We start from the raw sequence: 21,155 nt of genomic DNA, 5'->3' as shown, positions 1-21,155 counted from the left end.
GCTTCTTCAAACGAGAGTTTTCTTTCTCAAGTTCTTTCAGCTTTTTAGCATCGGAAGAAGTCATTCCTCCGTATTGCTTACGCCAACGATAATACGTTTGCTCTGTTACTCCGAGCTGCCGTGAGGTTTCAGCAATCGTCTTTCCTTGTCCGCACAGGATTTCCGCTTCTCTTAAATGCACGATGATTTGTTCTGCCGTATACCTTTTCTTCCCCATGTTTTTCGCTCCTTTTTAAGTTAGTCTAGCATACTTTTTTCTAACTTAAAATCTGGCTCGATTTTCGGGGGGCATGCCACTTTGGAAACATTGATGTGTCATTTGATCGAAGAATTATGGGTGGAGAGTATTTCTTTAAGCACGTTTCTAGATAAGAAGATATTTAAAGACGAGGTTCGTTTTGGAGATGTGAAGATAGTCTTTGATCCTGATAGCAAATTGGCAGATTTCATCGAACAACTGCCTACTCTTCAAGAAGAGGAATGTATTTCTGCAATCGGCAGTAGTAGAATGGATGCTTTAAAGTGGAATGATCATTTTGCAACACCCGTTTCACTATTGATGATGCTCTATATTCAATTAAACGACCTTAGGAGCGATGAGTATTGCTCAATGTTTGCCGAGATGGGGGGAGACACTCATATCTCCTTAGCGGAGTTCGTAGGTGATGTGGATGGACTCCTTAGGGAGGATAGCACTCTTGGCGGTTTTTGCCGATTTGTGCTAGATAAATATGTTGTTTGCCAGCATCATTCAACTGCCTTAGGGAAAATATTAGGTTATGAACTTGAAACCTTTCGGTTCGTAGATAATGATGGCAGGTTAGAGGCAATTGATAGCTATCAACCTAATTTTAATCAGTTTAGGGTTGAGCAGTTGTTACAGGTTATGAATGATCTGGGGTTGATAAAAATCAATTCCGACAAGGTTGTAGTAACTGAACTTGGACAAAGCACCATTCAAAAGGTAGCGCAGCTATCCAGGTTGGTAGAAGATAGAATATGGGGTGAGGAGTTTGGTTCTATCCAATAAGGTTGATATATTAGATGCTTTTGAACAAAGCTGGAGTCATGTGCTTATATTAACCTACACTCATGACCTAGTGCTTTTTGAGCGTAAAGTCTTGAGAAAACTTCGTGAAAACGGATGCGGAAATATTTGCTTGTTTGTTGACAGTGCAGCTCATCGGGAGACTTTCCAACAATGCAACTCTATAAAGTCTATTGGCAAAGATTATGTTGTACAGACTGTTTCGGCAGGCTTAGTGTTTCATCCCAAGGTGTATCTGTTAGTCAACGATAATGAATGTAAACTTCTGATAGGGAGTGGAAATCTTACTGTTCCGGGTTTATTTACCAATAAGGAAATATTCTCAGGCCACTGTACTAGCGATATGGATAGTGTGTTTTCAGATTATGAAAGTGTGAATTTATTTCTCGAAGGTCTGGAGAGCCTGACTGAAATGCGTGAAGAAACTAGACTTTCTCTCGCTCTCTTAAAGAAGGCCTTTAAGTCCTGTTTGGAGAAATTACCTGTATTTGTTGCTAAGCAACGAGCGGTTTTTCTTCATAATATAGATGCTTCAATTTACGATCAGATTAGCTCTCTTATGCCTGACGAGATACAAGGGCTTACGGTCTTAAGTCCATACTTTGATACTGATAATCGCATTGTTAACTATCTTCATAAAACCAAGGGGATAAAAGAAATTGAAATAATTACCCAAGAACGGTTTAGTAATTTTGATGCAGAGGCATTTGTGAAATTAGCCAATAAACTAGGTGTTAAATATGCTTTAAAGCGAATTGAGTTTGATGGGGATTCCCGAAATCATGCTAAAGTCTTGGCATTTCATACTAACGTAGCAGATTATATTGTTTGGGGTAGTGCTAATTTCACTTCGGCGGCACTGCTAAAAACAGCTAGGACTGGTAATGCGGAAACTGTTATGTTTTATAAGAGCGAGAAAGGGAAGTGGCAGGATTTAATATTGGGAGAAGATGTTATTCTTAAAGAATTGAATCCCAAGCAGTTTGTATTCACAGCAATATCAGGGTACACAGCTTTAGAGAATCAAATTCATCTTTTGGACGCCACCGTTGTGGAAAAATCTCTAAAAGTAACTATAAAAAACAGACAAGAAGATTATGTTTATAAAATTTTGATCAATGGGAAGGATTCCTTTGCCGGTGTTTTACAAACTGAAAATGATAACCGCCTTGTTCTCTTGATTGAAGGATTTAACCATGCTATTTTACCGGCTTTTGTTCAAGTTCGAGGGGTGCGAGAGGATGAAAGTTTATTATCCAATGTCTTGTGGCTCAATGATACCGAGAGTCTTGACAAGGCCAGGAGCGGTGAAGCAGCTTATAATAAAAAAGCACTGCTTAGGAATCCCGAGTTCTCGTCCCGCGATTATATATTAGGGGTACTTGCCGTTATTTTCACTGAATTAAAACTAGACGAGAAAGATCTGCCGCCGTTGCCCCAGAAACTTCAGGTAGCGAGTCAAACATTATATGGGGAAGATGCAGATAAGGATGTACAGTATTTTGTCGATGAGGATGAATCACAATACGAAGATTGGACGATAGGTGTGGGTGATTATGATAAATCCGGTCTTTTTAACCACTATGTCAATGCAATATATGCTGAATTGGGAATAATCACCACGAATAAAGATATGGGAAATTCTGCTGCGCAAAACAGCAATATAACAAGTATTGTGCTTACTGATGGCGATAGAGACTTTATTCGAGAGCGCTTCCATGCTTTTATGCGAAAGTACCTTCGGGGGATTGCAAGTGAGATATATGTTTCTCGTGTTAAGCCGGAAGTGATTTTTTTGAATTACAAGGTCATAACCAACAGTTTAAGTCAACTTGTAGTTCGGCGGGATCAAGCTGGAGAGCCGTTATTGGAACCGGATATTGTCTTGAGAGAATATGGGGAACTTCACGAAAAATTAATCAAACTACTGTTATATGAGCTAAAACTTAGTGATGAGGAGAAGGAAACATTTACAAATGAAATATTACCAGTTATGGTTGCCGAACAGTTGGCAAATCATTTTGCGGCGCAGGATGATGGAGAAATGTGGGAAGTTGTGCAGAGCAAGAAAGCTACCCAGTGCTTATTGCAAAAAATCAATAAAGACATAATAAAAATAAAACGACTCATTGACCAACAATTCTTTTCTAAGGTAGCGGCATATAGCAGTTTATTCGGCTGGGATAAGAAGCGAATGGATGCTGCAGCGATTAAGTTGATTAATGAGGCTTTTGAGGATATTTCCATAGTAGAGTTAAAGGGACGTATAAAGACACTTCGAAAGGTGGATACGGCTACTATTGATCGTGTAGATAGTCCGCGAGTTTCAATTCTGACAAATGCTGAAAACGAGCATTTAAATTGGATTATTGTACAAGCACTATATTGGATGGTGAATGTTGAGGATTGGGCAATGCATACTTTATTCACGATAGTGATAGAGAATGACAATCCTAAAAGGCATTGGTCTAGACAGGTTTTTAGGTATGAAGTTAATAAACAATTGATTCAGCGTATTAGATATCGTAAGGGACACGAAATGTGGTGGATAAATAATAAAATAGATAATGGTAAAATTAAGTGTTGTTATCAACAGATAGAATGCGATGTAGTTAAAAATTTTGTTGAATTTCGAGATATAAGTGATGAATCGTTATATAGGGAAATGTCTTAGTTTGCCAAGATAATAAAAATTTTTTAAAAGCCGCCGTTATACTTGATGCGGTAAAAACTACCACCATTGATTTCGCTGTTATATATGATACGGAGAACCGTATCATATATAACGGTATAACGAGGTTGTTTAATTAGGATATTGAGGAAGATTAGCTGCTCTATTTTCGTGGACACAATGGAATCAGATGAAGACTGACCACGAAGATAAATAGCAATACAGTGGGGGTTGGACTTAGAAAGCAATAAGGAACTGGGCTTAATGTCGGCGAAATAAAAAGGGGTTAGAGGAAGCGAGACATGTACGAAAGTTGACATTATATATCGGATTGTATTCGGTTTTTGCTTGACAGGAAATAAAAATCATGATATTTTGTAAATAATATTTTTGTAAATTGACTGATCAGAAATACTAAAGGTCAGAAAAGCGTTGCTTTTCTGACCTTTTTTGCACGGAGGATGCTATGCCGATTAAAATCCCCAATCGCCTGCCGGCGCGCAGCGTGCTGGAAAGCGAAAATATTTTCATCATGGATGAGGACCGGGCGTACTCGCAGGATATTCGTCCATTGAAGCTGTTGCTGCTCAATCTGATGCCGACGAAAATCGTTACGGAAACGCAGTTGCTGCGCCTTTTGGGTAATACGCCGCTGCAGGTAGAAATTGACTTGCTCTATACGGCATCTTATGAACCTAGCAATACGTCGCAAGATCATTTGGTGAAATTCTATGAGACCTTCCAGGATGTGAAGAATCGCAAATATGACGGTATGATCATCACCGGCGCCCCGGTGGAACAGATGCCTTTTGAGGAAGTAGCATACTGGCCGGAGTTATGCGAGATCATGGAATGGTCAAAGACCCATGTATATTCGACTATGCATATTTGTTGGGGAGCGCAGGCGGGGCTGTACTATCATTATGGCGTGTCGAAGGTGGATCTGCCGGAAAAGATGTTCGGCGTCTTTCCGCATCGCTGCACTGATACAGAGAGAGAGCCGCTATTGCGCGGCTTGGATGATATTTTTTATGTGCCCCATTCACGGCATACCGATATCTGTAGGCAGTCGCTAGAGCAGGTGCGAGCGCTCCGCATTCTAGCGGAATCGACGGAGTCTGGCGTTTACCTGGTAGCAGATGCTACAGGTCGACAGATTTTTTTGACGGGCCATGTGGAATACGATGCGCTGACTCTGCACAAGGAGTATGAGCGCGATATTGCTAAAGGATTAGACATTGCAGTGCCCCGCAATTATTACCCACAAGATGATCCGACGCAAAAGCCTTTGGTTACCTGGCGCAGTGCGGCGCACTTGCTTTTTGCCAACTGGCTCAACTACTATATGTACCAAGATACGCCGTATGATTTAGAAACCTTATAAAAAGAAAACAGCAGTAGCTGATTCTTTTTAAGCCTGGCGATAACAAGTACGCCAGGCAGAGGAAAAATGACTCTTCTAGGCATTGGATGATCTTTATTGCAGCCAGCCTCAACGGGGCAATTTTTATAGCAGGACCGATTCATGGAGGCGCAGGCTCAGTGGCAGGTATCATTTTAGTTCTTAGTTACAGTTTGTTGAAAATCACAAGGCGAATTTGTGCTTTTTGAAAAATGCGTTTGACGCAGGATGAATGCTGTGCTACTATAAAGACATAATTTTAGAAACTTGATTCCTGACTGATCAGATAACTGAAGGCCAGGGAGACGTTCCAGATGGTGCGTTTCCTTGGCCTTTCTTGATTTCGGGTTGGGAAGATGAAAGAGAAGGAGTGTTGCTCAATGGCTTTGCCAACAGATTTGCGGACAGACACATTAGTAGTTCATGGAGGACAGGAACCGGATCCTGCCACCGGCTCGCGGGCGGTGCCTATTTATCAAACCACAGCCTATGTGTTTCATGACAGTGATCATGCCGCTAATTTATTCGGCTTGAAGGAGTCCGGTAATATTTATACGAGGATTATGAACCCGACGACTGATGTTTTTGAAAAACGGGTGGCCATTTTGGAAGGAGGCGCGGCGGCCGTCGCCTTTGCTTCCGGTCATGCAGCGATCAGCAGCGCAATCTTCAACATTGCCCAAGCAGGAGATGATATTGTCAGTTCGGCGAGCCTGTATGGCGGCACGCACAATATGTTTGCTCATACTCTGCCGAAGTTGGGGGTTACTGTGAAATTTGTCGACTCCAGCAATCCGGAGAATTTCCGCAAAGCCATTGGACCTAATACCAAGGCTCTTTATGCGGAAACTATTGGGAATCCGCAGATCAATGTTTTGGACATCGAAGCGGTGGCGGCAATTGCCCATGAAAACGGCATTCCGTTGATTGTCGATAATACTTTTGCTCCTTATTTGCTACAGCCTATCCGTTTTGGCGCGGACATTGTCATCCATTCGGCTACCAAGTTTATAGGCGGCCATGGAACTTCCATGGGCGGCATTGTGATTGACAGCGGTAAATTCAACTGGGATAACGGTAAATTCCCCAATTTGAGCGAACCTGATCCCAGCTATAACGGACTGAGTTATACCAAAGATCTTGGGGCGTTGGCCTATATCCTGCGTTTACGTGTGCAGATTCTGCGTGATTTGGGCGCTACGGTCAGCCCATTCAACAGTTTCTTGTTCCTGCAAGGACTGGAAACCATTCATCTGCGTTTGCGTCGTCATGCGGATAATGCCTTGCATGTGGCGCAATACTTGGCAAAGCATCCGCAGGTTTCCTGGGTTAATTATCCGGGGCTAGAAGGTGATTCGCAGCATGAATTGGCGAAAAAATACCTGCCTAAAGGCGCGGGGGCTATCCTGACCTTTGGCATCAAGGGCGGCTTGAAGGAAGGTAAAGCGTTCATTGATTCACTGCAGCTTTTCTCTTTGTTGGCCAATGTGGGCGACGCTAAATCCTTGGTTATTCACCCAGCCAGCACCACGCATTCCCAGCTGAACGCTGCCGAACGTGTTGCAGCGGGAGCGCCGGACGATATGATTCGTCTTTCTATCGGTATTGAAGACGTAGAAGATCTCTTGGCGGATTTGGAACGCGGCTTTGCCGCTGCTCGCCAGTAAGTAGTGGTTCAATTTAAATTAAGATGAAGTACGGCTAATCCGAAAGCGGAAGGCCGGCGAACAGAGCGCGTAAGCGCCTGTTTGCCGGCCCTTTACTTTTCTTTATTTTTCAGTAATGTGAGAGAAGGGGGAGACAAAATGTCAATAATGATTGTAGGCGCTGACCATTTGGGAAATATGCGCAAACATCTGGAAGACTATGGAGTTAAAGAAATTGAGCACATCTGTGGTCGCAAAACAGCAGACCGCAAGCGTTTTAAAATTTCGCGCGATACCTCCTTAGTCGTGGTGCTGGTGGATTTTGTTAATCACGGTACAGCCAAACACATTAAAGAACAAGCAAAAAGCCAGGGCATTCGTACTATTTTCGCGCAGCGATCCTGGAGCTCCCTGCAGGAGCAATTCCTCCATTTAAATAATGCTGCCTATAGTCTGAGCTGTCCGACGGCAAGCCGGCAGCATTGAACCCGTGTTCCCGCATGAAACTTCCTTGAAAGATGCGCAGACAGCCTTGTTGTAGCTAAGATCCCTGCAACAAGGCTTGCAAATAAGAGTCAGACCTTTTGACTCCAGATGATGCAAAGAGTTTATTACCTTTTATTCTGTTTACCCTTCCTACGTGATGCTTATCACAGCATTGCAAGCAATACTATCGATATAATATAGCCAAGGTAGTAGGCAATAGGGAGGGTTAATTATGGATATTAAGAATATACTAAGACAGCATGATGAGGTTTTTGCATTGATCAAACAAGTGCGGGCTTATCAAAATCAAGAGCAAGTAAGAGAACATGCCTTTGAAATCTCTAAAACAGTGGCTCAGTTAGCGGGAATTTTAAAAGTTCATTTGTCATCAGAGGATAAATTTGTTTATCCAGTACTAGTTAAGCACCAAGAAGCTGCAATTAGAACAACTGCAGAAGCTTTTGCCAACGAAATGGGTGAATTGTTTAAAGTGTTTGATGCGTATAAGACAAAATATATGGGGGCGAGCAAGATTGCTGAAAACGCTGCCGCCTTCTTAGATGAGACTAAGACGGTTTTTCTTGCTCTGGAAACAAGGATAAATAAGGAAAATATGTCTTTATACCCTCTTCTGAAATGATTTTTCTATGGCTATGCTTCAGGAAGATAGAGGCTAGATTGAGTTGAATTTTAAAAAGTAGTATCGGAAGAAGACAAGTTAATAGTGTTTTTGCTTGCTGGCAGAAAGAAAGCTGATTAGGATGAAGGTCATCTTGGTCGGCTTTTTTCTATATTTAAGGAGCTTGATTAAACTACAATCGATTGCTGCTTAGGAAGAGCCACTAGGACATTGATGTAAAATATGTTATTTTATAAGTGAACAAAAATTCATAGTACAAGGTTGGCTGCGATGAAAATGAAGATACAAGAAGCCATGTCTGTGGTCGAGATATTCCGAAAGAGTTCTCCCCAGTCTATGAATGCGCTGGCGGCCTGCGGCAATTTGCGCCAGTTTAGTAAGGGGGAGCATTTGTTTTTTGATAGAGATCCAGTGGAGACAATCTATGTTGTGGTCAGCGGCTTAGTTTCTCTTTACAAAACGAATGCACAGGGCGAGAAAAAAGTTATTTTTATTTTGGACCAAGGAGATTTGATCAATGAGGTAGTTTTACAAGGGGTGACAGCATCTGTAAATTGCGAAGTCTTTGAAACAGCGCAAGTTCTCTGCTTTAATAAGCACGAGTTTTTGAAGATTATGGAACATGATTTTACTTTGACGAAGGGTGTTTTAGATTCGCTGTCCTTAAAAGTAAGGAGGATGTATCGGCAACTAAAGAACACCTCTACTGCGTTGCGCGGAGATAAGCGTGTTGCCGCTAAGCTTTGGAAGCTCTCGAAAGATTTTGGCGTTGCTGGACCCGAGGGGACTACCATAACTTTGAATTTAAGCATCACGTATCTGGCAGATTTGCTGGGGTTAAAGCGAGAAACCGTTTCCAGGCAGTTAAAGAGATTATCCCAGCAAGGCTTAATCTGTATCGCAAACGGACGCATTACGATATTAGATTGTGACAAGTTAGGTGAGTTTTTTAAAGCGCCATGAGAATAGTCGCATGTTATAATGACATTGCGGGTTCATGATCTTTTAAGGAACGCATTGGTTAAAGCGATGATAATTGAGAAAAGAGGCAAACTATGATTTCCAAACTATCTGTTTTAGTAGTAGATGATTCGCCGTTTGCGCGCACTATGTTATTGCGGGCGCTTGTAGATATTGGTTTTAGCGAGGCTCAGATATTCCAGGCCCAAAATGGCGAAGAAGTATTGCAAGCAATAAAAGAAAGGCCGTTTTCTTTGGTTATTTTAGATATTATAATGACAGGAATTGATGGGGTCTCTGTGTTGAAGGAGATTAAAAAAATCCATCCGCATTCGAAGGTCATTATGTGCAGCAGCAGCAATTCAGAGGAAATAATTAAAGAAAGCGTCATGTTGGGGAGCGATGCATTTATTGTTAAGCCCTATCAAAATGAAGCTTTGAAGCGTGTTGTGAATCGAGTTATGAATTTGAGCACTAAAGAAGCGGCGGCGGAAGAGTTAGTTGCAAAATGCCATGTTTGCAGCCAGCAAATGATTGAAGTGAATTCTGGAGATTTAGTAAGCTTCTATTGTCCTCAAAATTGTATGAAACTGGGACCTTGGTCAAATGTCTTAGTAAGCCAAGCAGAGCTAGATAAAGATTATGAAAAAGCAAAGAAAAATTGAGAGAACCTCGTTTTTACGTTCTTATATGGGCCCGGCTTCTATGAAAATAGGAGCTTTTTTGTTGTCTCGTTACTCTTTTGTTATTTGACAAGCACTTTCGGCGTTGGCATAATGAGATTTATTTAATAAATGGAGAATGAATATGAATTTGTATTTTTTCGAGATAATCAATGGGCTGGCGTATAAAAGTGTTTTAATGGATAAAATGATGATCGGTATCTCAAATTATCTGCCGTATGTGTTTATGGCTACCCTGGTTTGCATGTATCTTTATGGATTTTACAAAGAAAGTAAAATCTTGCGGAGAACAGCAATTGATATAGTAACTATGACGATTATTGACATGCTGCTGTCTTTTGTCATCGGCTATATATATCCAGAAGCAAGACCTTTTGTCGGGCATAATGTGAACCAACTAATTCAGCATGTACCAAATAGCTCGTTTCCAAGCAACCATGCGTTAGGTACCATGGCCATTGCCTTGGGCCTTATCGCTCCTTATAGAACTTGCGGCATTGTCTTTGCCTGTTTAGCAATAGTAGTCGGCATTTCTAGAGTTTATGTCGGCGTACATTATCCGATTGATATTTTGGGTGGATTTGCATTAGCTTTATTGATTAACGCTTGCTACCGAAATTTGTGGCAACATAAAGTGCGAAAGGCATATTTTTACTTTGAAGAATATATAGTGTCATTTGTTAGGTCCTGCCAATATAGAAAAGGTAAATTGTAATATAGAGTAGGGGCGGCTTAGCTGGGGAGAAGGCGAATCTGGAAGTAAAAGGGGAAAAGACATATAGAAAGGACAAACTAGCAGTGTGCAAGTTTGTCCTTTCTATATGCCGAAAATTGTGCTTTTGCTATTTTTATATATGGTTTTTTTCTTGAGAATTCATGGAATAGCCGTCGCGAAAGTCTACATCATTGGCAGTAGTATCCTTGCTTTCGATTTGTTTAAGCTTTTTCACGGCGCCATAGGCTGTAGTTAGGGAGAGACCCTTACTGTTGCCGGAAAGAACCCACAAGGTCTTATAGCCTTTGGGCTCTATTTGTAGGGCTTTTTCGCCTTGACCGTCTGTAAAATAGATGAGTAAGTTGATATTGTGACGATTGGCGTAGTCAAAGACCGGAGTAAACCGTGTAGCGCCGCGAAAATTCAACCGCGCTTTAAGATCTTTGACTGTTTTTACGGGGGAGATGCGGCGAATTTCATCATCACATTCGATTAAAGTGATTTCATGCTTGTAGTTTTTGACAATGGCAAAGACTTCTTGCATGGCCTGCTGAAATTCTTCGTCGCTAATGCTGCCGCTCATATCAAGAGCTACGGCGATGTTAGCCTTATAACTTCTCAATTCACCTCGCAGGTCCAAACGGTTTGGTTGTCTACGGTTGCGGCGGGCTGTCGTTTTTTGTCTCATACTGGCTACTGAACCTAAGACCTGCTTAAGGTACAAGTTCCAGGGAAGTTCACTTTTATGGGCGGCGAGAGCTTCCAGCATGCTGAGGATATAAGCTGGAGGCGTGCCTTTTTGGGCCTTAAACGCCAGCTTTTCGGTGATTTCAAGAAAGGTTTTCGTGTCAGTCTCACTGGATTCTTGCCAGAGATCATGGGTTCGCTCAATTTCGTACTTTGTTTCTAAAGCCTCATTCATGCGGCTGTCATCAAGGGCGCCGTCATCATCGGTAGCGAGCAAGTCAATAGCCGCCTGGATTTTTCCGGCGTAATACTCAAAGGTTTGAAAAGGTCGGAGCTGTAACTGATAATACGAATTGGCCCAGGCTAGTGTCGTCGCGTAAGGAGGCAGATAATCAAGATGCGTATTGACGACAATATCCATGGCAATATTTGTGGCAAGGGTGCCATACTGGTTTTTGAAATTTCTAGCTCGTAATAAATGGAGCGACAAAACATGAAGAATTTCATGCTTAATCGTGCTTTCCATTTGTTTTTTGGTAAGCGTTAGAAAAATGACGGGGTTAAAGTGCAAAATATAGCGAGGCGCTTTGAAATTGACGCCAGTAGGGCTGGGCATGTCAAAGCGGAGCTCTCGCTCCATTTGAAACAAAAAATAGCCATAGAAATTATCGTGAGCGGCCATGAGGCCGAGATTGACTTGATCAACCAGCTGAAAAAAGTTTTCTTTAAAAGCGTCGGGAATCGGAACTCTACGGGATGTGTCCTGCTTATTGGAACGGAGGAATTCAGTGATGATGGTCTTAGCTTCGTCATAGAGGATTTGCCGCTTTTGGGAAAAAGGAGTTTTTTCAGCAGGGGATATTGGAAGGGCGTTTATTAAATCAGCATGGCTTGCATGGGGATTCATTGCTATCACCTGCTTGCGCGGTAGGTCGCAAAATAAGCTTCGACGAAAGCATCATCAGCGAGGGCCGCTGTATAGGTTTGTTCATAATTTTGTTTCATATCCTTCATGAGCCCGATCATTAAGTCGGCAGGACAAGCCTGTAAAAAACTAATCAGACGGCTGACGATTTGCACTGGCTCATTAGATTCCTGGGCTAGCTGGGCTTCCAGGTGCTTAAGGATGTTTTTCGCCGCAAGATAGAGTCTTGTATGGCTTTCTGCTTTGATTCGCTGGCGCACCGCGTCAGATAAGGATGCGCCAGAAAAGATATCTTCATAGGTAATAAGCGGTTCATAGTTTGATTCGACAAAGCTGACAAATTCTTCGGCAATGACTCGGCCTACATTGCCGCGAATTACATTTAGGAAGACGGAACGGGAAATCGAAGCGGCATTTTCATGGTAGTTCTTATAAATACTAGAGATCCGTTCATAGCTTCTCGGGGTGGCCCGTAAGTCTGATTCGTTGATTTTATGCAGGTACTCAGGAAAAGTAGCAATAAATTCAATGACTTTTGCTTCGAGTCCGGCTTCTGTCGCCCAGTCGAGCCACTGCTGATAATCTGGTTCCATATAGAGCCAAACAAAGCGATTTTCCTGGGCGACATCCATATCGACGACTTGGTAGTCATATTCGGCGCCATATTTACCGGAAGGATTCATAGCTGCCAGGATTTTTACGGTTGGCGGCAGGGTAAAGCCGTTAATTTCCCGGTTTAAAATTAAATTCATTAACTCCTGCTGTACGGCATGCTCACAGCGATTGATTTCATCAATAAACAATAGGACCGTTTCGCCCTGGGCGGCAGCTTTTTCTAATTCTTTTAATTTATGATGGACGGCATAAATCGTTGTACTGTCTATTACCGTAGGCAGGCCTCCGATTTCGCCTTCTTTTAAGAGATTGGCGTCAATGGTGATGAGACTCCAGCTTTTTTTGCGGGCTAGTTCTTTCGCTAGATCGGTCTTGCCAATGCCGCTTTCACCGACAATGAGAGGGACAGATTCACTTGCAAGTACTAACTCAGCGCTTGTTAAGGTATTGATAAAATTCACAGGGGTTCCTCCTAAAGTAACTTGAGTTTTTCGTCTACTGCAATTCGCTTGGCGGTGCGACTGCCATACTGATCAATCAGCAAGAGTCTGTCAATTGCCATAATGGGACTTTTCTTATCAATGGTGCTGTAATTTAAAAAATCTCTTACGTATTTTTCTTCAACCGTCTCTTTGGCGAGCTCTTTTTGTAAGACTTGCTGCAATTCATCTGTAGAGATTTCTTTCATAACAAACTTAATAACAAGAAAATTGATGGCGATCAATTCTAGAATTTTGGCTTTCGTAAGATCATTAACCCATTGAATGGCCCGTTCATTTTGATGGATTGCAAGTCGTTCCGCTTGGGCCGTAGGAGCTTTGATATAGCGCAGCGCTTCGTAGCTATGCTGGATGGCCGCTAGCTGGACTTGTTCGCTCGGTTCTTTGATAAATCGGATCGCATCGTAATTTTTGCTTACTGCCAGCAATTGTAGGGATTGGCTGGGTGTTTTTACATACTTAATCGCCCAGCCGGATTGCTTGAGAGCCTGCTCAATAACCGCCGCTGAGGGGGCTTTTAGATATTCTAAGTTTGTCCAACTAGCCGTAATCGCTTTTTGCATCATTTCCTCAGTAGGATTTTCAATATATTCGATAGCGCGGCTATTACTGGCAAGAGAGGCTTGCTTCATTTCTTCTGTTGGATTTTTAATATGTTTTAGCATGAGACCGTTTTTATTGATGGCAAGCAACTTCATCTCATCTGTTGGATTTGAGATCGAAGTGATGGCATGGGGATTTTGACGGATCAAATCCATAAAAGTTGTATTTTCCATAGTTGTTTTCCTTTAATTTGCATGTTGTTGTTTTGATTATTACTTACGATTTTTTATCAAGATTAAATCAAATTTATTATAACACTTTCAACTTATAGGGTCTATTCTATAATATAAAGACGATTTTACAGCATTTGAAGAGGAGCGAGCCTTCAAACGGGAAGAAAGGAAGGAGACCTCTACCATTCCCAGGTAGAGGTCTCGCGTAAGAATCGATGAATATATTAATTAGATACGTTGAGAGAAGAGGCCATGATTTGAGCAATAAAAGAAAAGCTGACCATGGCCTAGTTTGTGGAAACGTAAAGAAAGATTCCATTCCGGGTATTGCTTCGCTATGAACGCTTTATCGCCGGTAATATAGGCGACAAAAGAGATGTAATGTTCTTTTTGCATTGCGTGTGGAGATGTTATATAAAGCTCTTCTTCAACCGGCTCGACAGTAAGAGCGTGTTCCGAGGTTATTGGCGTAGCAAGTAATTCGGTCAATTTTTTACTGCAGCACGATATAGTGGCATCGCCTGTTGCGGTAATTAAATTATGACATTGGGGGCACACATAGAATTTTAGCTTTTTCATATTTCCACAGACCATTTCATTTTGCGTTAATTTGCCTGCTAATAGTTCATCGATGTTGGCGTCAAGAATTTTTGCCAATTCAGATAAGAGAGAGATGTCAGGGCAGCCAAGTCCTCTTTCCCATTTGCTAATCGTTTTATCACTGATATTCATAAGATCGGCCAGTTGTTTTTGGGTCATAGCTTTTTCTTTGCGGAGCTTGTAAATCATAGCGCCGATTTTTTCACAATCCATTTGTATCACCTCACAAAGTTAGTGTAGATGATATTGGGGATATGATCAATCGACGAATCGTAGAGTTTTATATGAACTAGCTGAAGTGAGGTCGGCGCAAGCAAAATCTGATTAGAATAGGGAAAAAATGATGGTCAGCGGCGTTAAGACAGAGAAACCTGCAAGAACAGTAAAACGCCATTAGAGAAATAATCAATCTCTAATGGCGTTTGTTCAGACTCTTTAAAAACGCTTTAACAGTGCTTGACTTTGGGTTATCTGCTCTTTTAAAGCATCTTCTGCGGCTGTGATGATTTTATGGGTAGTAGGATTTTTCAACCAGTACAATACGCTCGTTCCTTCGCTTTTTGAGTCAACAATTCCTTGCTTTTTTAGTACGTTCAAATGTTGGGACAAGTTTGACTGCTCTATGTTGAGCTTGGCTGCAATATCTTTTACATAGTGATCCTGTTCGACTAAAATTTTTATTATTTTGATTCGGCTAGGATGAGACATTGCTTTAAGATAATTTGCTGTCATAGTAGCTATGGCTTTTTCCATAAAATATCCCTCCTTGTCATAGTCATTGCATCGTTATGGAGACTATGTAAAATAATGAAAGCTATTATCACTATTATTTTATTATTAGTATCGAATGAAATCAATTTAAAAGTATGTTAACTTACGAAATTGTTATAATTTTCCGGTAAACTCGTTGGGTTAAAACGTAAATTTTTTCATGCGGTTCTGGATATAGGGCAGGAGATAAAAGGAAAGACAGGGAATGCTTCTGTAGGTCGTAAGTTGCAGACAGAAGAAAAGGAGATGAAAATATGAGTATTGATTTATTAGAAATTCAAAAAGTATTGCAAAATTATGGCGTATTGATTAATTTTTCTGGACGCTTTACGCAAGCAATTATTGAAGAACTTGGAGATGCAGTAAAAAAGTACTTAGAAGATGATTCTATGTCGCAGGGGGATACATACAACGTATTTTCAGTATTTATTGAACAGACGCAGAATATCAGGAACTATTCGATTCGCAAATCGTCTACTGCAATAGGAGAGAGGATTGCGAATTCTGGCATCATTACGATTGGACGTTCCGAGGATGGATATTTTGTGGCATCGGGAAATTTGATAGATAACCAAGATGTTGCAGTATTAACCGCTAAATTTGAAGAGCTTGCTGGCTTGGATAAAATAGCCTTAAAGAAACGGTATAAGGAAGAAATGAGAAAACCAATTTTGTCAGAGTCAGACGGTGCGGGGCTAGGAATTATAGATATGGCTAGACGCGCTAAAAAGCCTATGAAATATACTTTTGCACATCTTGATAATGAGGTGTCCTTTTTTACCTTAGAGGTTTACGTTTGAGGGGGAGTTAGGATGGAAGGTTTATATATTGAACAGACAAAATCAACCCCGAGGGTGGAGTTTGACGCCCAAAGAGGGAAGTTATCTATTGAAGGGCAATCCTATCCGGAAAATGCATTCCGGTTTTATGAGCCGATTTTTAAGTGGTTAGAAGACTATCTAAATGCGACAGATACGGAACTTATCTTGGACATTTATTTTCATATGCCGTATATCAATACAAGCAGCGCAAAATGCATCATGATGCTCTTGGATATTCTTGAAAATGCATATCAACAAGGGAAAAAAGTTAAAATTCGCTGGTATTATGATGAAGAAAACGAGGAAGCCTTAGAGTGCGCGGAAGAGTTTAAGGAAGATCTGGAGCTGCCGTTTGAGATTAGTCTTGTTGGAGGCGTGTAAAAACTGATGAACAAACAAGAGCCAAGACTGGAAGCAGGCAATTTGGGGCTGATTTACAATCAAAACACGATTAATGTCGTTGTTCTTGCTTGTTTGGTCATTATGGCATCGGTCGTTCTTACTGGCACTATGAGTTATTTTGTCACACGTGATGCGGCTTTGGATAAACTTAAAACCAAAGACATGGTGAATATTATCGATGCTGTTGATTCTAAAATCGCTGGAAGAATCGAAAGAGCCAAAGAAACTTCATTGCTTTTGGCGCGTGACCCAGCGGTTGCGGCATGGATTTTGAGCAGCGAGAAAGATGAAATGCATGGAAAAATTGCCAAAGCTCGCTTAGAAGAAATTTATCGTAATTATGATTATGCCAATGCCTTTATTGTGAGTGCGGTAACAAACCAATATTGGGCGGAAGGCGCTCGGATGATTCAAGTTATGTCTCCGACTGATCCGATGGCAAGCTGGTTTTTTTCAAGCTTGAAATTACATAAAGAGGTACTGCTTAATATTGATTATAATAGTGCGAGACAAAATACCTTTATTTTCGTAAACGCCTTGGTGGGGGATGTTGATAAGCCAATCGGAATTGCTGGCGTAGGCTTGAGTATCAAGGAATTTGCGGCTGAGTTTCAGCGGTATAAATACAGCCGGAATAGTGTGATTTGGCTGGTAGATGAAAAGGGGAAAATTCATTTAGCCGATGAGGTAGCTCAAAACGGGATGTATTTAAATGATTATATGCCTCCAGAGGTGGCTGCGGCGATTATCGATGATAAAGAAGCGACTGTAAAGAATGCACGGACTCTTGATTATGAAGATGCACAGGGGAAAGTCTTCGATTTAGCTTATCAAAAGATGCAAGGTACTGATTGGAAATTAGTAATACGAGTGCCGCGTGAAGAAAGCTTGACCGTTTTGAATAGCATTAAGTGGAATACGATGGTTGCAAGTTTAATTACCCTAGCGCTTTCTATCTTTGTTTTTTATTTTGTTTCTCGAAAAATTGCTAACCCCTTAAAACAGGCGTTGCTGCTTAACCAAGAAATGGAACGCTTGGTATTGACTCGGACAAGCGAGCTGTCTTTGCAAAACGAAAGGATCATGGATAGTATAAGCTATGCGAAGCGGTTGCAAGAGGCGATCCTTCCGGCGAGTTCTGAACTAGACGCAACTTTTAAGGAACATTTTGTGATTTGGAAGCCGCGAGATATTGTAGGCGGCGATTTTTATTGGAGTCGGCGAGTCAATTCCCATAAAAGCCTTATTGCGCTTTGCGATTGTACAGGTCATGGTGTGCCAGGGGCGTTTATGACGATGGCAGTAAACACGTTACTGAATCACATAGTGGCGCAGGGAGTGCATAACCCTTCTGAGGTGTTGGCTAAGTTAAATCGCGAATTTAAAGCTACCTTACATCGGCAACAGCAGACGGATATTACAGATGACGGCTTGGATATAGGAATTTGCCTGATTGAAGGAAGGCGCATTACTTTTGCTGGGGCGAAGATTGTTTTGTATAGGCTAAGGGATGGTCAGATATGCGCTGTAAAAGGAGACCGAAAAAGTATTGGCTATCGTCGTGCCAAAGAGGACCTGCAATTTACAACCCATGAACTCATGGCGCAAGAGGAAGATCGTTTTTATTTGGCTACCGATGGCTATACGGATCAGAATGGTGAAGAAAATGAGTATCCCTTTGGGCGTAAACGTTTGATTACAAGCCTTGAAGCGTGCGCAACTATGCCGATGGAGGGGCAGAAGCAGTGGTTGACTCAGTGTTTGAAGGAATATCAGGGGAGGGAGTCACAGCGTGACGATATTACGTTGCTTGGCTTTTCCCTGCGGTAAGGAGGTGTAATCTTGGGAAGAGATATAAATGAAGAACTTTTTGATGGCGAGCGCAAGGTGGTTGATAGAGCGGAAAGTGCGGTGAATGCGCCCGAGAATGTGACAAATCCTTTGTTGGGGCCGTATAAAGCCCTTTTAGGGGAATATAAAAAACTACTAAGACAGTCGCAAAAGGTATATTATATTAGCGATAGTCAAGGGTATCTAGTAAAAAAACATCAATCAGAACTTCAAAATCTACTTGATAATGCTAATCAAGGCTTTTTAACTTTTGGTAAAGATCTGCAGGTGAGTCGACAATATAGTGCAGAATGCGTACGAATTTTTGGCAGAGAGATTGCAGGGGAGTCGATTGTAGATTTATTAAGTCAGGGAGAAAAAGAACGAAAAAATAGTTTGGCCGAGTGCTTAAAAGTGGTTTTTGACGGCGCATCAGGAAATCGTGAAAAAATAGGGGAAATTCCTTCTCGTTTTCCTATTGGACCGCTTGAAGTGCAGGTAGAATGTAAAATTGTTGCTGCACCGGAAAGTGAAACAGATTCTTTTTTAGTTATGATGATTTTGACGGATATTTCTGCACAAGTAGAAGCGGAAGCTAAAATTGAATTTTTGAGTTATCATGATGCGTTGACAGGGCTATATAATCGTGCGCATGCGGACTTTGCGTTGGCGGAGATTTCTCGACAAAATAAGTCGCCTCTTAGTATTGTTATAGTAGATATGAATGGATTAAAGTTAGTGAATGACGTGTTTGGACATCTGCATGGAGACGCCATGTTGTGCCGGTTGGCGGAAGTCTTACGGCAAGTTGCCCGTCAAGGAGATGTTCTTATTCGTTGGGGCGGTGATGAATTTTTGCTCCTACTGCCGTGCGCCAATGAACAGGAATGCTTTGCGATGTGTGAGGAGATACGCAGCAGGTGTAAACAAATCGCAGGGGAAGCAGTACCCTTAAGTATTGCGATGGGAACCGCGACACAGACGCAATCTAACTTAATTTTTAACGAACTCTTTGCGCTAGCTGAGAGTCGAATGTATAAGGATAAGCTTCAGAAAAGCAAAGAGTTTCGTCATGCCGTTTTGCAAGTGTTTCAATCGTCCTTAAACGATGCTTGCCTTGAAAAAAAAGAGCATTTGCAGCGAGTAGGGAAACTGGCGGTTGCCTTTGCTAAGCATTTGGAACCAGACTTTGCCGCTGAGTCAAAGAAGTCGTTGCAAAGATTAGCGGAACTTCATGATATTGGAAAAGTGGCGATTGCAGCGGAGCTATTAGGAAAAGAGAGCGCTTTGACCGCAGAAGAGCGGGAAATAGTGCAAAAACATAGTGAAATTGGGTATCGGTTGGCGCAAGCCATTGGAGAGATAGAAGTTGCAGAGCTAATTCTCGCGGTTCGTGAGCATTGGGATGGAAGCGGCTATCCCTATCGGCTCAAAGGGGAAAAAATCCCTTTTTTTGCAAGGCTATTTTCAATTGTAGACGCGTATGACGTAATGACTCATGACCAGCCTTATAGGAAAGCTTTATCACCGGAAAAGGCGCAAGCGGAAATCCATGCATGCCAAGGCCGACAGTTTGATCCTGTTTTGGCGGAACAATTTTGCGTTTTTTTAACGGCGGGCTTTTGAAAGCGGGAGACGAATAGCAAGACCTCCTGTTGTAGAATGAAAACTACAGCAGGAGGTCTTGCCATATCTAAAAATATACAAAATAGAAACGATAGCAGCCGATGTAATGCGTTATAAATTCTTTTTAATGGAGGCAGACATTCTATTGGGTAATTGGATTATACCTGTTCCATAAAAGACGCCACATAAGACTAAAGTGAGAGCGCAAAAATGATTCCAAGCCAATTCTTCATTTAAAAAGAACGAGGAAGCCAAGATGCCGATAACGGGCGTTGCATTTTGAAATAGAGACGCAGTAGATGGGCCAACTTGTTGAATGCTCATATTCCATAGCAGCGCTCCCAACGCTGTGCTCATAAAGCTGGAAAAAAGAAGCACGGCAATGGGGAAAGGCTCAGTGGCGGAGGCGTACATCCAAGTGGAATTAGTAAGTAATCCCAAAAGCACAAGGGCGGCAGCGGCAAGGGCATGGCTGTACGCGGTAACTACCAAGGGCGGAAGCTGGAGGGTTGCTTTTTTTACAAAAAAAGAACCAATTACAAAGGTTAGCGTTGCAAGGAGTATAAGGGCATCTCCCACTAAAGTGGCTCCGTATTGGGACTTTCCCAGCACGACGAAACCTAACCCGCAAAATCCTAAGAAAACTCCTAGCAGCTTAGCTGGTGCAAGGGATTCTTTTTCATACAGCATGGCGCCAGCTACCGTGAGTAAGGGGCTTAAACCAAGAATAAGTACGCTATGAGTGCTGCTGGTTGCGGCAAGTCCTAATGTTAAGGCAATTTGATGCAAAAAAATACAAAACAAAGCGATGCCGCCAATTGGCAGGAATGCCTGCATGGATAGCGCTCGAAAGCCGTATTGATAAAATACAAATGATAACAGAGGTAAGCTTGCCAGTGTTAGGCGGATGGGAGCTAAAGCCAAGGGAGGGAAAAAAGAGGTAAGATATTTTATTGAGACTGAGTTGACACCCCAGAGGAGCACTACTAAAAAGAGCCAGCCCCATGGGCGTGAACAATGGAAGAATTGATTCAAAAAAGACACTCCTATGTTTTCGATACTTTTCTATAGTGGTTAACGCATGAATTTATTAAGGCTACACTATGCAAATGGTAACACGATTTTGATTTTGGCTCAATATAATGGCTAGTAGTGCTTGGCTGGTATTCATTGATAGTAAGTACATTATGGTTGCAATGCAGGAATTTCAGAAAAGAAAAAAGAATCAAATAATAATTACAATCGATTTTTCGGAGACACTTAGATATCCCCAGATCTGCTTTATTGTTCTAGCGCATATAAGTTGTAACAATAAAGGGAGTAGTTTGCCAGCGTAGACGATACGTAGCGA

20 protein-coding genes are annotated in these 21,155 nt (G+C 41.8%); 13 read left to right on the top strand and 7 right to left on the bottom strand.

Going from position 1 to position 21,155, the window contains the following annotated elements; all coding sequences use genetic code 11:
• Positions 1-217, bottom strand: a 217-nt coding sequence (locus tag C508_RS0107035) for a transposase (RefSeq protein WP_018702838.1), incomplete at its 3' end; no start/stop codon positions are given.
• Between the two features lie 81 nt (positions 218-298).
• Between C508_RS0107035 and C508_RS0107030 the strand changes: the two genes are divergently transcribed.
• From C508_RS0107030 to C508_RS0106985, 9 genes are all read left to right on the top strand, one after another.
• The gene (locus C508_RS0107030) at positions 299-1,030 is read left to right on the top strand and encodes a hypothetical protein (RefSeq protein ID WP_018702837.1); all 732 of its coding nucleotides are present in this window, start codon (positions 299-301) and stop codon (positions 1,028-1,030) included.
• Entirely contained in the window at positions 1,014-3,722 is a 2,709-nt protein-coding gene (locus C508_RS0107025) for a phospholipase D-like domain-containing protein (RefSeq protein ID WP_018702836.1), read from the top strand. The genes C508_RS0107030 and C508_RS0107025 overlap by 17 nt, the downstream gene beginning before the upstream one ends.
• A gap of 463 nt (positions 3,723-4,185) precedes the next feature.
• Positions 4,186-5,103, top strand: coding sequence for a homoserine O-acetyltransferase MetA (metA, locus tag C508_RS0107020; protein WP_018702835.1), 918 nt, complete (start codon positions 4,186-4,188; stop codon positions 5,101-5,103).
• Positions 5,104-5,501: 398 nt separating this feature from the next.
• On the top strand, positions 5,502-6,788 hold the full coding sequence (locus C508_RS0107015) for an O-acetylhomoserine aminocarboxypropyltransferase/cysteine synthase family protein (RefSeq protein ID WP_018702834.1): 1,287 nt from the start codon (positions 5,502-5,504) through the stop codon (positions 6,786-6,788).
• Between the two features lie 138 nt (positions 6,789-6,926).
• Positions 6,927-7,253 carry a DUF2325 domain-containing protein gene (locus C508_RS0107010; RefSeq protein WP_018702833.1) on the top strand — a complete coding sequence of 109 codons (327 nt, stop codon included), beginning with the start codon at positions 6,927-6,929 and terminating at the stop codon, positions 7,251-7,253.
• 232 nt (positions 7,254-7,485) lie between these two features.
• The gene (locus C508_RS0107005; RefSeq protein WP_018702832.1) at positions 7,486-7,893 is read left to right on the top strand and encodes a hemerythrin domain-containing protein; all 408 of its coding nucleotides are present in this window, start codon (positions 7,486-7,488) and stop codon (positions 7,891-7,893) included.
• Positions 7,894-8,229: 336 nt separating this feature from the next.
• Entirely contained in the window at positions 8,230-8,856 is a 627-nt protein-coding gene (locus C508_RS0107000) for a Crp/Fnr family transcriptional regulator (RefSeq protein WP_018702831.1), read from the top strand.
• Between the two features lie 92 nt (positions 8,857-8,948).
• On the top strand, positions 8,949-9,518 hold the full coding sequence (locus C508_RS19420) for a response regulator (protein WP_018702830.1): 570 nt from the start codon (positions 8,949-8,951) through the stop codon (positions 9,516-9,518).
• A 142-nt stretch (positions 9,519-9,660) separates the two neighbouring features.
• Complete coding sequence (locus tag C508_RS0106985) at positions 9,661-10,251, top strand: undecaprenyl-diphosphatase (RefSeq protein WP_018702829.1); 591 nt, start codon at positions 9,661-9,663, stop codon at positions 10,249-10,251.
• A gap of 133 nt (positions 10,252-10,384) precedes the next feature.
• On the opposite strand, the gene C508_RS0106980 is transcribed toward C508_RS0106985, so the two are convergent.
• From C508_RS0106980 to C508_RS0106960, 5 genes are all read right to left on the bottom strand, one after another.
• Positions 10,385-11,845 (bottom strand): vWA domain-containing protein, encoded by a 1,461-nt coding sequence (locus C508_RS0106980; protein ID WP_018702828.1) that lies wholly within the window; start codon positions 11,843-11,845, stop codon positions 10,385-10,387.
• A gap of 5 nt (positions 11,846-11,850) precedes the next feature.
• Positions 11,851-12,939 (bottom strand): AAA family ATPase, encoded by a 1,089-nt coding sequence (locus tag C508_RS0106975; protein WP_018702827.1) that lies wholly within the window; start codon positions 12,937-12,939, stop codon positions 11,851-11,853.
• Positions 12,940-12,950: 11 nt separating this feature from the next.
• On the bottom strand, positions 12,951-13,754 hold the full coding sequence (locus C508_RS0106970) for a hypothetical protein (RefSeq protein WP_018702826.1): 804 nt from the start codon (positions 13,752-13,754) through the stop codon (positions 12,951-12,953).
• A gap of 228 nt (positions 13,755-13,982) precedes the next feature.
• Positions 13,983-14,567, bottom strand: coding sequence for a helix-turn-helix domain-containing protein (locus tag C508_RS0106965; protein ID WP_018702825.1), 585 nt, complete (start codon positions 14,565-14,567; stop codon positions 13,983-13,985).
• Positions 14,568-14,789: 222 nt separating this feature from the next.
• Positions 14,790-15,107 carry an ArsR/SmtB family transcription factor gene (locus C508_RS0106960; RefSeq protein ID WP_018702824.1) on the bottom strand — a complete coding sequence of 106 codons (318 nt, stop codon included), beginning with the start codon at positions 15,105-15,107 and terminating at the stop codon, positions 14,790-14,792.
• A gap of 272 nt (positions 15,108-15,379) precedes the next feature.
• Between C508_RS0106960 and C508_RS0106955 the strand changes: the two genes are divergently transcribed.
• From C508_RS0106955 to C508_RS0106940, 4 genes are read left to right on the top strand one after another with little or no spacing between them, the layout of a single operon-like run.
• The gene (locus C508_RS0106955; protein WP_018702823.1) at positions 15,380-15,925 is read left to right on the top strand and encodes a SiaB family protein kinase; all 546 of its coding nucleotides are present in this window, start codon (positions 15,380-15,382) and stop codon (positions 15,923-15,925) included.
• Positions 15,926-15,937: 12 nt separating this feature from the next.
• Positions 15,938-16,327, top strand: coding sequence for a DUF1987 domain-containing protein (locus C508_RS0106950; RefSeq protein WP_018702822.1), 390 nt, complete (start codon positions 15,938-15,940; stop codon positions 16,325-16,327).
• Between the two features lie 6 nt (positions 16,328-16,333).
• On the top strand, positions 16,334-18,178 hold the full coding sequence (locus C508_RS0106945; RefSeq protein ID WP_018702821.1) for a SpoIIE family protein phosphatase: 1,845 nt from the start codon (positions 16,334-16,336) through the stop codon (positions 18,176-18,178).
• A 12-nt stretch (positions 18,179-18,190) separates the two neighbouring features.
• Positions 18,191-19,804, top strand: a complete 1,614-nt coding sequence (locus C508_RS0106940; RefSeq protein ID WP_018702820.1) for an HD-GYP domain-containing protein — start codon at positions 18,191-18,193, stop codon at positions 19,802-19,804.
• A 111-nt stretch (positions 19,805-19,915) separates the two neighbouring features.
• Here the strand turns inward: C508_RS0106940 and C508_RS0106935 are convergent, their stop codons facing one another.
• Entirely contained in the window at positions 19,916-20,839 is a 924-nt protein-coding gene (locus tag C508_RS0106935) for a DMT family transporter (RefSeq protein WP_039796976.1), read from the bottom strand.
• Positions 20,840-21,155: the final 316 nt, after the last annotated feature.

Origin of the sequence: Anaeromusa acidaminophila DSM 3853 (genome assembly GCF_000374545.1) — a bacterium.
Lineage (GTDB): Bacteria > Bacillota > Negativicutes > Anaeromusales > Anaeromusaceae > Anaeromusa > Anaeromusa acidaminophila.
The sequence above is the reverse complement of the archived record's forward strand: the minus strand, read 5'-3'. Positions and strand labels throughout refer to the sequence as shown.

Excerpts from the sequence above, each read along its gene's own strand:
- C508_RS0106960 (WP_018702824.1), bottom strand. The coding sequence starts at position 15,107 with ATGGAAAAAGCCATAGCTACTATGACAGCAAATTATCTTAAAGCAATG.
- metA (WP_018702835.1), top strand. The coding sequence starts at position 4,186 with ATGCCGATTAAAATCCCCAATCGCCTGCCGGCGCGCAGCGTGCTGGAA.
- C508_RS19420 (WP_018702830.1), top strand. The coding sequence starts at position 8,949 with ATGATTTCCAAACTATCTGTTTTAGTAGTAGATGATTCGCCGTTTGCG.
- C508_RS0107010 (WP_018702833.1), top strand. The coding sequence starts at position 6,927 with ATGTCAATAATGATTGTAGGCGCTGACCATTTGGGAAATATGCGCAAA.
- C508_RS0107015 (WP_018702834.1), top strand. The coding sequence starts at position 5,502 with ATGGCTTTGCCAACAGATTTGCGGACAGACACATTAGTAGTTCATGGA.
- C508_RS0106970 (WP_018702826.1), bottom strand. The coding sequence starts at position 13,754 with ATGGAAAATACAACTTTTATGGATTTGATCCGTCAAAATCCCCATGCC.
- C508_RS0106950 (WP_018702822.1), top strand. The coding sequence starts at position 15,938 with ATGGAAGGTTTATATATTGAACAGACAAAATCAACCCCGAGGGTGGAG.
- C508_RS0106955 (WP_018702823.1), top strand. The coding sequence starts at position 15,380 with ATGAGTATTGATTTATTAGAAATTCAAAAAGTATTGCAAAATTATGGC.
- C508_RS0106945 (WP_018702821.1), top strand. The coding sequence starts at position 16,334 with ATGAACAAACAAGAGCCAAGACTGGAAGCAGGCAATTTGGGGCTGATT.
- C508_RS0106965 (WP_018702825.1), bottom strand. The coding sequence starts at position 14,567 with ATGGATTGTGAAAAAATCGGCGCTATGATTTACAAGCTCCGCAAAGAA.
- C508_RS0106985 (WP_018702829.1), top strand. The coding sequence starts at position 9,661 with ATGAATTTGTATTTTTTCGAGATAATCAATGGGCTGGCGTATAAAAGT.
- C508_RS0106980 (WP_018702828.1), bottom strand. The coding sequence starts at position 11,845 with ATGAATCCCCATGCAAGCCATGCTGATTTAATAAACGCCCTTCCAATA.
- C508_RS0107005 (WP_018702832.1), top strand. The coding sequence starts at position 7,486 with ATGGATATTAAGAATATACTAAGACAGCATGATGAGGTTTTTGCATTG.
- C508_RS0107000 (WP_018702831.1), top strand. The coding sequence starts at position 8,230 with ATGAATGCGCTGGCGGCCTGCGGCAATTTGCGCCAGTTTAGTAAGGGG.